General features: G+C 62.0%; 11 protein-coding genes. 5 read left to right on the forward strand and 6 right to left on the reverse strand.

Annotated elements, in window-relative coordinates:
• Positions 1-55: 55 nt before the first annotated feature.
• The 4 genes from U367_RS0102310 to U367_RS0102325 are packed head-to-tail and all read right to left on the reverse strand — an operon-like array spanning position 56 to position 2,701.
• On the reverse strand, positions 56-379 hold the full coding sequence (locus U367_RS0102310) for a helix-turn-helix domain-containing transcriptional regulator (protein WP_025859536.1): 324 nt from the start codon (positions 377-379) through the stop codon (positions 56-58).
• A 5-nt stretch (positions 380-384) separates the two neighbouring features.
• Entirely contained in the window at positions 385-717 is a 333-nt protein-coding gene (locus U367_RS0102315) for a type II toxin-antitoxin system RelE/ParE family toxin (protein ID WP_028615566.1), read from the reverse strand.
• Between the two features lie 56 nt (positions 718-773).
• Positions 774-1,499 (reverse strand): cobalt-precorrin-6A reductase, encoded by a 726-nt coding sequence (locus U367_RS0102320; protein WP_028615567.1) that lies wholly within the window; start codon positions 1,497-1,499, stop codon positions 774-776.
• A complete protein-coding gene (locus tag U367_RS0102325; protein WP_028615568.1) occupies positions 1,496-2,701 on the reverse strand; it encodes a bifunctional cobalt-precorrin-7 (C(5))-methyltransferase/cobalt-precorrin-6B (C(15))-methyltransferase in 1,206 nt (401 codons plus the stop codon). The genes U367_RS0102320 and U367_RS0102325 overlap by 4 nt, the downstream gene beginning before the upstream one ends.
• 38 nt (positions 2,702-2,739) lie before the next feature.
• Between U367_RS0102325 and cobG the strand changes: the two genes are divergently transcribed.
• The 5 genes from cobG (at position 2,740) to U367_RS0102350 (ending at position 8,090) form a co-directional block, all read left to right on the forward strand.
• Complete coding sequence (gene cobG / locus U367_RS0102330; RefSeq protein ID WP_028615569.1) at positions 2,740-4,086, forward strand: precorrin-3B synthase; 1,347 nt, start codon at positions 2,740-2,742, stop codon at positions 4,084-4,086.
• Positions 4,079-4,705: a precorrin-8X methylmutase gene (locus tag U367_RS0102335; RefSeq protein ID WP_016976987.1), complete on the forward strand. Its 627-nt coding sequence runs from the start codon at positions 4,079-4,081 to the stop codon at positions 4,703-4,705. The genes cobG and U367_RS0102335 overlap by 8 nt, the downstream gene beginning before the upstream one ends.
• Entirely contained in the window at positions 4,705-5,436 is a 732-nt protein-coding gene (locus U367_RS0102340; RefSeq protein ID WP_028615570.1) for a precorrin-2 C(20)-methyltransferase, read from the forward strand. Before U367_RS0102335 ends, U367_RS0102340 begins: the two co-directional genes overlap by 1 nt.
• The gene (gene cobJ / locus U367_RS0102345) at positions 5,436-7,073 is read left to right on the forward strand and encodes a precorrin-3B C(17)-methyltransferase (RefSeq protein ID WP_028615571.1); all 1,638 of its coding nucleotides are present in this window, start codon (positions 5,436-5,438) and stop codon (positions 7,071-7,073) included. Before U367_RS0102340 ends, cobJ begins: the two co-directional genes overlap by 1 nt.
• Before the next feature lie 237 nt (positions 7,074-7,310).
• Positions 7,311-8,090, forward strand: coding sequence for a hypothetical protein (locus tag U367_RS0102350; RefSeq protein WP_028615572.1), 780 nt, complete (start codon positions 7,311-7,313; stop codon positions 8,088-8,090).
• On the opposite strand, the gene U367_RS0102355 is transcribed toward U367_RS0102350, so the two are convergent.
• Both U367_RS0102355 and U367_RS0102360 read right to left on the reverse strand, forming a co-directional pair.
• The gene (locus U367_RS0102355) at positions 8,087-8,683 is read right to left on the reverse strand and encodes a MarC family protein (RefSeq protein ID WP_003171467.1); all 597 of its coding nucleotides are present in this window, start codon (positions 8,681-8,683) and stop codon (positions 8,087-8,089) included. The genes U367_RS0102350 and U367_RS0102355 overlap by 4 nt on opposite strands.
• A 242-nt stretch (positions 8,684-8,925) precedes the next feature.
• Positions 8,926-11,697 (reverse strand): hybrid sensor histidine kinase/response regulator, encoded by a 2,772-nt coding sequence (locus tag U367_RS0102360; protein WP_028615573.1) that lies wholly within the window; start codon positions 11,695-11,697, stop codon positions 8,926-8,928.
• Between the last annotated feature and the right edge of the window lie 58 nt (positions 11,698-11,755).

The raw sequence follows: 11,755 nt of genomic DNA on the forward strand, positions 1-11,755 counted from the left end.
TGAATCTGTGGGCCTCATCGCTGGCAAGCCAGCTCCAGGTCTGGTGTTGCACACTTTATGCTGTGGGAACTCCGTGGACCTGCATATCAACACCCAGGGCTTTTCTAATCACCGCAAAAATCGCCGCTAGATTATCCATGCTTGGATTGCCACTGGCTGACAGCATCCGGTGCAAGCTTTTACTCGGTTTTGACGTTTCTTTAGCAAGGCCCTCAAAGCCTACTGTGGCGTTGACCAGATCACGCAGAATGACACGTGAAACTTCTGGCTCACCATTGAGAAACAGCGTGGCAGCCTCATCGAGGAGAGCCTGGGCAAATTCAGGATCGCGCTGAGCGCGTTCGGCAATGGTGTGTTTGTAGCTGCGGGTAAGCGCCATGCTGGTTACCTCTGTTGTTTCAATTTCTTGTCACGCTGATGTTCATTGATCAGCGACTTCACGACTTTGATATCGCGCTTTTGACTGGATTTGTCGCCACCACCGAACAGTATGATTAGTCGGTGGGTTTCTCGTATCAGATAGATTCGCAGGCCCGGTCCCCAGTCGATGCGGTACTCGCCCAGCCCATCGAACCACTTGATGTTGCTGGTGTTGCCCATTTCGAGTCGAACCAAAGCGGTGGAAACTCGGGTGGCTGCCGGCACACTCAAAGATGAAAACCACTCATCGAAGGGGCTGGACTGGTTATCGCGTCGGTATTCTTCAATCTCAATCATTAGCCGTCCTGAAGGTAACAAATAGGTTACTAATCAAGCAAGCGAGCGATCCTGACTTATTGAATGAAATTTGCCAACGCGATGAGTGTTTCTTCAGGCGACAAGAGTTCCCGATCTACTTGCGCCAACACCGGCCGCTTCAACACCAACACCGGCACCCCACGCTCCCGCGCCACTTCCAACTTCGGCTCCGTTGCGGTACTACCGCTGTTCTTGCTGATCAGCACATCAATCCCGCGCCTTTCGAACAACGCGCGCTCATCCTCGATCAAAAACGGCCCCCGCGCGCCAATCACGTCACACCGCGCATTCCCCGGATACACATCCAGTGCACGCAGCGTCCAGAATTGCTCCGGCGGGATTTCATCCAAATGCTGCAACGGCTCGCGGCCCAAGGTGAATAGCGGGCGTTTGAACGGCTTCAACGCTTCAATCAACGACGCCCAATCACTGACCTCACGCCAGTCATCCACCGCCTGCGCCTGCCACGCCGGTCGGCGCAAGGCCCAGCAAGGGACGCCGCTCAACTGCGCAGCCTCGGCCGCATTGCGGCTGATCTGCGCCGCATACGGATGGGTCGCGTCGAGAATCAGGCTAATCCCCTCATTCCGAACAAACTGCGCCAAGCCCTCGGGCCCGCCGTAACCGCCCACCCGCACTTGGCATATCAGGTCAGTCGGCACTCGGCCCACACCGGCCAAACTGTAGATATGTTCCGGGCCCAACGTACGGGCAATGGCCAGCGCTTCAGTCACGCCGCCCAACAACAGGATGCGTTTCATAGCGGCTTGACCACTTCCAGCAACGTGATCGGCAGCGCCTGTCGCCACGTATCGAATTCGCCCAGCGGCTGGGCCTGGGCGACATGGATACGCGTCAGTTCTCCGCCATAACGCGCACGCCAGTCCATCAAGGTCATTTCGCTTTGCAGGGTCACAGCATTGGCGACCAGCCGCCCGCCCGGCCGCAGGTGTTGCCAGCAGGTCTCGAGCACGCCGTCGCGTGTGACGCCGCCGCCGATGAAGATGGCGTCCGGTGCCTCCAGGCCGCTTAAAGCCTCGGGCGCTTTGCCGCGAACCAGTTGCAGGCCCGGCACGCCCAGGGCGTCGCGGTTGTGTTCGATCAGGCCTTGGCGACCTTCATCCGCTTCAATCGCCACTGCACGGCAACTCGGATGAGCGCGCATCCATTCAATACCAATGGAGCCACTGCCCGCGCCCACGTCCCACAGCAGTTCGCCGGGCATCGGCGCAAGGCGGGCGAGGGTCATGGCGCGTACATCGCGTTTGGTCAGTTGGCCGTCATGTTTGAAGGCTGAGTCCGGCAGGCCGGCCAGACGTGACAGGCGCACAGCCTGAGGGTCAGACACGCAGTCGATGGCAACCAGATTCAAATCGGCGATTGGCGCGTGCTGCCAATCAACAGCCAGCCCGTCGATGCGCCGCTCATCCGTGCCACCCAAATGTTCAAACACGCTCAAGCGGCTCGGCCCAAACCCGCACGAAGCCAACAAAGCGGCAATCAACGCCGGACTGCGACCGTCATTGCTCAACACCAACAAGCGCACGCCACTGGCCAGATGCGCATTCAGCGCCGCCAGCGGCCGGGCGACCACGGACAGCGTCACCACTTCCTGCAACGGCCAGCCCAACCGCGCTGCCGCCAACGACACCGACGACGGTGCGGGCAAGATCAGCAACTCTTCAGCGGCCACCTGCCGTGTCAGACTCGCGCCCACGCCATAGAACATCGGGTCCCCACTGGCCAACACACACACCGGTTCGCCGCGCCGCGCCAGCAGCGGTTCCAGGGAAAACGGGCTCGGCCATAACTCCCGCTCGCCGCGAATACACACCGGCAACAGGTCCAACTGGCGCTGAGCACCTATAATCCGCGTGGCGCGCAATAGGGCATGCCGGGCATTCCTGCCCAGCCCCTTGAAGCCGTCTTCACCGATGCCTACAACCGTCAGCCAGGGCGACATAACAATTCCTTGAACGACATCCGACGGGCAGGCTTTTCATGCCGCCGGACAAAGCAGGCATAATACCGCGCCTTTACCCATCAACCGGTAGCCCCGTGAACCCAACGCCCGCTGTGAATACCTTGCGCCCCTCGGCTTGTCCGGGGTTGCTGCGTATTGTCCAGGCGTTGGATGGCGGCATTTGCCGGATCAAATTGGCCGGTGGTTCGATCCGCGCCGCCCAGGCCCACGCGGTGGCGGATGCCGCCCAGGCCTATGCCGGTGGGGTGATCGAGGCGACCAACCGCGCCAATCTGCAGATTCGCGGGATCGGCACTGAAGAACGCGCGCTGATTGCGATGCTGCTGGCAGCCGACCTCGGCCCCAGCAATGCCGCCGGCGACGACGTGCGCAACCTGATGCTCAGCCCGAGCGCCGGGATCGATCCGCAGATGCTCTTCGATACGCGCCCGCTGGCCGAACAGATCCTGAATACCCTGCAAAGCCACCCGCGTTTTCATGAGCTGTCGGCCAAGTTCGCCGTACAGTTGGATGGCGGTGAGGCGTTGGCGATGCTCGAACATCACCATGACCTGTGGCTGTCGGCGTTCGTACGTGGTGGCGAGACGCTTCTCGCATTCGGCCTGGCGGGCTGTCCTGGGCTGGATGCGCCGCTGGCCGCCGTGCCATTGGACCAGGGCCATGCACTGGTGGTGGCCGTGCTGGAAGCATTTCTGGACATCGCCACTCCCGAGCAGACCCGCATGCGGCATTTGTCTGTGGATAACTTGCTGAGTCATCTCACGCTATCGCTGCTACCAGCCGATGGCTTCAAACGACCTCCCAGCGGCGCTTTGCTGCACCTGGGCACTTATCCACAGCATCAAAATAACAAGCTTTACGTCGCCGCCATCGCACCCTTGGGTCGCCTGGATGCGACGATGCTCAAGGGCGCCGCACAACTGGCCAGCGAATACGGCGACGGCACGCTGCGTTTCACCCCCTGGCAGGGCGTACTGCTGCCCAACGTCGAAAAACCGCACGCCGTTACCGAGCACTTGGCGCAGCTCGGCTTTCTTTGTTCCATCGACCAGCCCCTGGCGCGCATGACCGCCTGCACCGGCTCCAGCGGGTGCGGCAAGGCCCTGGCCGACACCAAGGCCGACGCCGTGCAACTCGCTGCGCTGGACACAGGGCACAACGTGCATCTGTCCGGCTGCCCACGCTCCTGCGCCGCCGCACATACCGCGCCGGTGACCTTGCTGGCGGTGAGCCCCGGCCACTACGACCTCTATTTTCGCGAGGCAGCCCACCCCGATTTCGGCCGGCTGCACGCACGCAACCTTTCTATTGAAGCGACGGGCGCCTTGCTGCGCGCCCGCCCACGGAGCAACACCGATGATTGATTACATCCGCGACGGTCAGGAGATCTATCGCAACTCCTTCGCCATTATTCGCGCGGAAGCCAAGTTGGACCGCATCCCGGCTGATTTGGAGAAACTCGCGGTGCGGGTCATTCATGCCTGCGGCATGGTCGACGCCATCGACGGCCTGCAGTTCTCCGAGGGCGCGGGCAAGGCCGGGCGCGATGCGCTCGCCGCTGGCGCGCCGATCCTGTGCGATGCGCGGATGGTTTCCGAAGGTGTGACCCGCGCGCGTTTGCCGGCCAATAACCCAGTGATCTGCACCCTGCGCGACGACAGCGTGCCGGAGCTGGCGCGCGAACTGGGCAACACCCGTTCCGCTGCCGCCCTTGAACTGTGGCGTCCGCACCTGGAAGGCAGCGTGGTGGTGATCGGCAATGCGCCGACCGCGTTGTTCTATCTGCTGGAAATGCTGGATGCGGGCGCGCCGAAACCGGCGTTGATCCTCGGTTTCCCGGTCGGTTTTGTCGGCGCCGCCGAGTCCAAGGCAATGCTTGCCGCCGACAGTCGTGGTGTGCCGTTCGTGATCATGCAGGGCCGACTGGGCGGTAGTGCCATGGCCGCCGCTGCGGTAAACGCCCTGGCCACGGAGGTCGAATAATGCAGGCACGCGGACGTTTGATCGGCCTGGGTGTGGGCCCCGGTGACCCGGAACTGATCACCCTCAAGGCCCTGCGCCTGCTGCGTGAGTCGCCCGTGGTGGCGTACTTCGTGGCCAAGGGCAAGAAGGGCAACGCCTTTGGCATCATCGAAGATCACCTGGTGCCGCAACAGACGCTGATGCCGCTGGTGTACCCGGTGACCACCGAAGTGTTGCCGGCGCCGATGTCCTACGAACAGGTGATCAGCGATTTCTACGACGCCGCCAGCGTTGACGTCGCCGCACATCTGGATGCCGGCCGTGACGTGGCGGTGATCTGCGAAGGTGACCCATTCTTCTATGGCTCTTACATGTACTTGCACGACCGCCTCGCCGAGCGCTATGACGCGCAGGTGATTCCTGGCGTGTGTTCGATGCTCGGCGGTGCCTCGGTGCTGGGTGCGCCGTTGGTGTATCGCAATCAGAGCCTGTCAGTTCTTTCGGGTGTATTGCCCCGTGAAGACCTCAAGCGCCGCCTGGCGGATGCCGATGCGGCCGTGATCATGAAGCTGGGTCGCAACTTCCCGAAAGTGCGTCAGGTGCTGGAAGACCTTGGCCTGGCCGGGCGCGCGCTGTACGTGGAGCGCGCCACCATGGCGAACCAGAAGATCGTGCCGCTGGATCAGGTCGACCCGTCGTCGTCGCCGTACTTCTCGCTGATCATCGTGCCCGGTGAACGGTGGCAAGGTTGATGAGCCCGGCGATTGTCATTCTGGGCCAGGGCAGCCTGGCCACTGCGCGCAAGATCCAGCAGGTCTACCCCGGTGCGTTAATCCACGGCCTGGCCGGACGGGTAGACGGCGCGGACCAGACCTACAGTGAATTCGGCGCGACCCTGCGTCTGCTCTATCAGCAAGGCACGCCGCTGATTGCGCTGTGCGCGGCGGGTATCGTCATTCGTACCCTGGCGCCGCTGCTGTTGGAAAAAGGCGAAGAACCCGCCGTGCTGGCCGTGGCCGAAGACGGCAGCGCGGTGGTGCCGTTGCTCGGCGGCCTTGGCGGTGTGAACGTGATGGCGCGCGAAATCGCCGCTGCGTTGAACGTAGCCGCTGCGATCACTACCAGTGGCGAGCTGCGTTTTGGCACCTGCCTGCTCAACCCGCCTGCGGGTTATGAACTGGCCGACCTGGAGCTGGGCAAGCGTTTCGTCTCCGACCTGCTGGCCGGCGAAAGCGTGCGCATCGAAGGCGCCGCGCCGTGGCTGGACCAGGCCAACCTGCCCCAGGACCAACAGGCACGCCTGGCGATTCATGTGGGCAGTACCGAGCGCACGCCTGCCGCCAATGAATTGCTGATCTACCCGAAGAACATCAGCGTGACCTGCAAGCCAGGTGCGCAGTTGGCTGAGCGTGTGCGCACTGAGTTGCATGAGGCGGGCATCGCCGTGCAATCCCTGGCATGCCTGTTGGCCAGTGATACACAGATGGCCGAAGCGTCGTTGCATGAGGCAGCGTTGAAGCTGGGTGTACCGCTACGGTTTGCCAGCGTCACCCAGGACGTCGATATTGTCATCAACGTTGCCGAGCAACCCCTGGACCTGTCGCAAGTCGGCCGTGTGCGTGGCCGCTTGGCCGTGATCGGCCTGGGCCCCGGCGCCGCTGAGTTGATGGTGCCAGCGGTCAAGGCTGAACTGGCGCGCTGCACCGATGTGCTGGGTTACGAAACCTACGTGCGCATGGCCGGGCCCTTTCGTGACGACCAGGTGCAGCATTGCACCGACAACCGCGAAGAAATGCAGCGTGCCCGCCACGCCTTCGAACTGGCGGCCCAAGGTCGCTCGGTGGTTGTTGTGTCGTCCGGCGACCCCGGCGTGTTCGCCATGGCCGCTGCGGTAATCGAAGCCCTGCACGAATCCAGCGATCCAGCCTGGCATCAGGTCGACCTGGAAATCCTGCCGGGCGTTTCGGCCTCGCTCGCCACCGCCGCCCAGGCGGGCGCGCCGTTGGGCCATGACTTCTGCGTGATGTCGCTGTCGGACAACCTCAAACCCTGGTCGATCATCGAAAAGCGCTTGGATTTGGCCTCCCAGGCCGACTTGGCGCTGGCGTTCTACAACCCGATCTCGCGCTCGCGGCCGTGGCAGCTGGGGCGTGCCCTGGAAATCGTCGCGCTGCATCGCACGCCTGATACGCCGGTGGTGCTAGGCCGGGATATTGGTCGGCCGGGTCAGACCCTGCGCGTCACTACGCTGGGGCAACTGACGCCGGAGCAGGTGGACATGCGCACCATGGTGCTGATCGGCTCCACCACCACCGTCACCTTCCCGCGTGCTGGTGGCGGTGAATGGGTGTACACGCCGCGTTGGTACGGCGAGAAACCTGCTTCCTGAAAATGGCCCCTCGGGTGTCTGAAAACTCCGAATGACCCAGGGATTTTCCTGGCGTTGTCCGGGGTTTTTCTTTTTTCTGCGACGAAATCCGCAAGCCCGCCAGACACCGCCCCCGTTATTGCTGGGTTGCACGGTTTGACGGGGTGCGCCAAGGGATGTTTATCGTCTGGAAAACCCTGCAGCCAGTGGACTAGGGTGGACATAAGCCCCGAGTTGGGGTGCTTGTGGAGAACCAAGATGGAGCGACATCACAGAAGGATCAACAATAAAAAAAGGCGCAAGTTGATTGCCGCCTACAAACTACCGGGGGCGCCCGGAAAACGTGCGGCTTTACCGCTGGACACCGAGGACGACTTCAACGCGGCCGTGGTCAACAACAGCGTAATTTCGTTTGCTGAAGGCCTATCGAGTCTGAATCGGGAATACGTGCGTAAAAGTTATCTGCTGGCCAGCAGCTACGTCAGCGATGTATTGAAAGTGCACCGCGGTACCGAGGATTGGTACGACGAATTCATCAAAGTGATGGTCAGCCTGGGGTGGCTGCCGGTGCGCAGCCGTTTCGAGCGGGTTTCAGGTGCGGGCAAGGGCCTGACTGTGCAGTTGGCGGCGCTGAACATTATTGCCGCCGTGTTGGCGTCGAGCACGTTGTCCGGGCCGCTGCTGACGGCGTTGCCGAAACTGGCGGCCGATGCATTGGAGGCGTTGAAGCAGACGCCTGCGTCTTTCGAGCTGTTCAAACGCAACAGCTCTGTGCACCAGGGCGCTGACTTCGGCCTGGCATCCTGTGTGCAAACAGACGGCGAACTGATGATGGTGCTGGTGACCTACAGCAGCCATGGCGTGAGCAAACAGGTGGGTCTGCCTTTCCTGGAATGGGACAGCTCCTCGTTCGAGGCCTTCAGCGGGCAGACATGCCTGGTGCTGAATACCTCGGTGGTCAACGAAAAGACGATCCAACTGATGCGCGAGAGTGCGGGTGACAAGGTGCAGTTGGCGATCGCCAAATACCGGATCTAGGGCACCAGGTAACCGCGTACACCGGTGAAGATGATTTGCGCGGCCAGGGCACACACGAACAGTCCCATCAACCGGCTGACAATCTGCAAGCCTTGGTCGCCTAAGATGCGTTCGATCCGGTTGGACAGGTACAGCACCACGCCCACCGTAAGGCTGGCCAGGGCAATGCTGAGGATGGCGGTGAGCTTGTCGTCCCAGTGTGGCTGGCTCACGCCCATCACCAACAGTGCGCCGATGGTGCCGGGGCCGACGGTAAGGGGGATGGTCAGCGGCACGATGGTCACGTCTTGCTGCACGTTGTCGGTCTGCACCGCCGACTTGCCCTGGGCCATGCCCAGGGCGGAAATGAACAGCACGCTGCCGGCGCCGATGCGGAAGGCGTCGACGGTGATGCCAAACACGCTGAAAATTACGCGGCCGAACAGGTAGAGCAGCACGCTCGATACCAGGGTCGCCAACGCCACCTTCCACGCCAGGCGGCGCCGTTCTTTGCTCGAGTAGCCACGGGTGAGGCTGATAAAGCAGGACAGCACGAAGAACGGGCTGTAGAGCACCAGCATTTTCAGGTAGACGCTGAATAACACGTGGAGCATGTGAGTGGCTCGCGGGCGGAAAAAGTGTGGGCAGTCTATCAGGCGAAACAAATCAAATGTGGGAGCTGGCTTTTGTGGTGAGCGGGCTTGCCCCGCGCTGGGCTGCGAAGCGGCCCCAATAAGTACGCCGCGTTGTGTCAGGCAGTCCGCGGCGTAGGGTTTTAGGGCTGCTTCGCAGCCCAGCGCGGGGCAAGCCCGCTCACCACAGCAAGCCCGGTCCCACATGGGGATTGTGTTTCAGGTCAGGAGGGCGCGTGTTCGGGTCGTTGCTGACGCTGTGCCACCCAGAACTCCACCAGCTCACGCAACTGCGACAACTCCACCGGCTTGGCCATGTGCCCGTCCATCCCGGCCTGGCGTGCACGCTCTTTATGTTCCGACAGAATGTGTGCCGTCAGCGCCACCACCGGCGTGCGAATACGCTGGTGGCTGACTTCCCATGCGCGCAGTTGTTGAGTCGCCGAAAAGCCATCGAGGATCGGCATTTCACAGTCCATCAGCACCAGGTCATAACGTTGGGCCTTCATCGCCTCCAGCGCCTCTTCGCCATTGCTGGCGGTGTCGGGGTTGAGGTTGAGCTTGCCGAGCATGCCACGGATCACCTTGGTGGAGATGCTGTTGTCTTCGGCCACCAGGATGCGGAAATCCGTCGGCACGGTGATGGCGGCCGGGGCATTGAGGACCGGGCGGGGTGGAACGTTGCCCTTGCTGCGCTGGGTCAGTTCGTCGGCCAGGGTGGTCTTGAGCGTGTAGCCCGCCACGGGTTTGGCGAGGATGCGCTTGATCCCGCAATTGCGCGCGATGATCTTGCTCGGCGCGTTGCTGATACCGGTGAGCATGATCAACAGGATGTCGTGGTTCAGGCTTGGGTCTTCCTTGATCTTCGCCGCCAGTTGCATGCCGGTCATGCCGGGCATGTTCTGGTCAAGCAGCACCACGTCGAAGTAATCGCGCAGGTGTGCCTTGGTGCGCAGCAATGCCAGGGCTTCCTTGCCCGATGGCACCGCGCTGACGTTGAGGCCCCAGGCCGAGCATTGCTGCACCAATACTTTGCGGCAGGTGTCGTTGTCGTCCACCACCAGCACCCGCGCGCCCTTGAGTGGGCCATCGAGGTCGGAGGTCGGGTGCTCCAGGCGTTCCGGGTCCAGCGGCAGGGTCAGCCACAAGGTGCTGCCCTGATGGCTGCCGCTCTTGATACCGAACTCGCCATTCATCAGCAGGATCAATTGGCGCGCGATGACCAGGCCCAGATGGCCGTTCAGGCGGGTGGCCGAGAAGAAATTCTTGCTGTGCAGTTCGCTGTGCAGCAGGGCGTCACGTTCGGCGGCTTCCATCGGCAGGCCGCTATCCTGCACGGCAATGCGCAGACGCGGCTTGGTGCTGCGATCATCCAGCGCGACGACGATCAGCACTTCGCCTTCGTCGGTCTTCTGCAGGGCGTTTTCCAGCAGGCTCAACATGGCCTGGCGCAGGCGCGTCGGGTCGCCGCTGATCACACGGGGCACTTGGGGCTGGATAAAGCTGATCAGTTCGACGTTTTGCTGCTCGGCCTTGGCGCGGAAGATACTCAGGCAGTCTTCGATCAGCGCGTTGAGGTCGAACTGCACGTCATCCAATTCGATCTGGCCGGATTCCAGCTTGGAAATATCGAGGATTTCGTTGATGAGCGTAAGCAGTTCATTGCCAGCACTGTGGATGGTCTGCACGTAGTCGCGCTGTTTTACCGACAGCGGCGTGCCCAGCAGCAATTCGGTCATGCCCAGCACGCCGTTCATAGGCGTGCGGATTTCGTGGCTGATCTTGGCCAGGAACTCGGCCTTGGCGGCGATCTCGGCATTGCTTGCCGCCAGGTCACGGCTGAGGCTGAAGCGCGCTTCGACAATCGCCCGCTGGCGTTCGCCCAGCGCCAGGCTCATCAACAGACCACTCAGACAGATAAACGCCAGCAGCGTCACGATCAGGCCCTGGGGCGAGACCATCGTCAGGCCCAACAGCGCCGGCAGGATGATCAGCGTGCCGATGTTGAACACAACCATCGCCGCCACGAACAGGCGTGCCGGGCGGTAGCCTTTCTGCCAGTGATAGGCTGAGACAAACAGCATGCTCAAGCCAGCCAATGCCACCAGGGCATAGGTGATGATGTTCAGCGGCAGGGTGTTGACGAACAACAGCAGCAGGCCGCACAGCACGATAAACAGGATGTCGGCCATCAACAGCTTGTTCAGCGGGTGTGGGCCCAGCGGCATGAAGAACCGGTAGGCAAACATCAGCCCGCACGGCGCGGTCAGCAGCAGGGCCAGGTAGGCGCCCGGCGTCTGGATCGCGTGCCAGTTTGGCAGCCAGGGGCCGATCAGGTTGAGCAGCAGTGCGAGGCTGAGCATCAGCAGGATCTCGCAAGCCGCCAGCCACAGGCTGCTGCGCGAGCGGTGGTAGGCGAAACGGGTGATGTTATGCAGGATCAGCATCAGCAGACAGCCGAACAACAGGCCGTAGATCAGTGTCTGGGTCTGGTCGGCGGCGGCGAGCACGGCCGGTTCCAGGGTGATATAGGGGCGCAGTTCATGTTCCGAGACCAGGCGCAGGTAGACCTCTAAAGGTTTCTGGCTTTGGGGCATGGGCAGCATGAAGTCACTGCTGGGTAACGGGCGCTCGGCCTGGGGCTGGCGTGTGCCGGTACTTTGTTGCTCCACCAGAGTGTCGCCGTCGAGTACATAGAGGCTCAGGTGGGATAAATCCGGGGCAAAGACCCGAAGTACTTGTTCGTGCTTGCCGGGTTGCAGCTTGAAACGCACCCACAACGCACCGTCCGGTTCGGCGGCGGTAAGGCGATCCAGTTCGATGGGGCTGAATTGATTGGTGTAGCGCGAGGAACGGATGTCGCTCAGTTGCAGGTCGGCCTGTTCATCAAGCAATACTGCCCAGCCACTGCCTTGCGCGGCGGCCTGGGCCGGGAACAAGCAGAGCAGTGTCAGCAGACTGACAGTGAAACCTATGGCGATCCTGAGCCAGCGCACGGCGAAATCCCTTCGTAGGTTGATGCACGGTTAACTATGCGCGGGTCGGCCGGCATAC

This window comes from Pseudomonas canadensis, from assembly GCF_000503215.1.
In the GTDB taxonomy this organism is placed as follows: Bacteria; Pseudomonadota; Gammaproteobacteria; order Pseudomonadales; family Pseudomonadaceae; genus Aquipseudomonas; species Aquipseudomonas canadensis.

Bases quoted from the DNA above. Each gene is read 5' to 3' on its own strand.
- U367_RS0102310 (WP_025859536.1), bottom strand. From the start codon at position 379: ATGGCGCTTACCCGCAGCTACAAACACACCATTGCCGAACGCGCTCAG.
- U367_RS0102315 (WP_028615566.1), bottom strand. From the start codon at position 717: ATGATTGAGATTGAAGAATACCGACGCGATAACCAGTCCAGCCCCTTC.
- U367_RS0102320 (WP_028615567.1), bottom strand. From the start codon at position 1,499: ATGAAACGCATCCTGTTGTTGGGCGGCGTGACTGAAGCGCTGGCCATT.
- U367_RS0102325 (WP_028615568.1), bottom strand. From the start codon at position 2,701: ATGTCGCCCTGGCTGACGGTTGTAGGCATCGGTGAAGACGGCTTCAAG.
- cobG (WP_028615569.1), top strand. From the start codon at position 2,740: ATGCCGCCGGACAAAGCAGGCATAATACCGCGCCTTTACCCATCAACC.
- U367_RS0102335 (WP_016976987.1), top strand. From the start codon at position 4,079: ATGATTGATTACATCCGCGACGGTCAGGAGATCTATCGCAACTCCTTC.
- U367_RS0102340 (WP_028615570.1), top strand. From the start codon at position 4,705: ATGCAGGCACGCGGACGTTTGATCGGCCTGGGTGTGGGCCCCGGTGAC.
- cobJ (WP_028615571.1), top strand. From the start codon at position 5,436: ATGAGCCCGGCGATTGTCATTCTGGGCCAGGGCAGCCTGGCCACTGCG.
- U367_RS0102350 (WP_028615572.1), top strand. From the start codon at position 7,311: ATGGAGCGACATCACAGAAGGATCAACAATAAAAAAAGGCGCAAGTTG.
- U367_RS0102355 (WP_003171467.1), bottom strand. From the start codon at position 8,683: ATGCTCCACGTGTTATTCAGCGTCTACCTGAAAATGCTGGTGCTCTAC.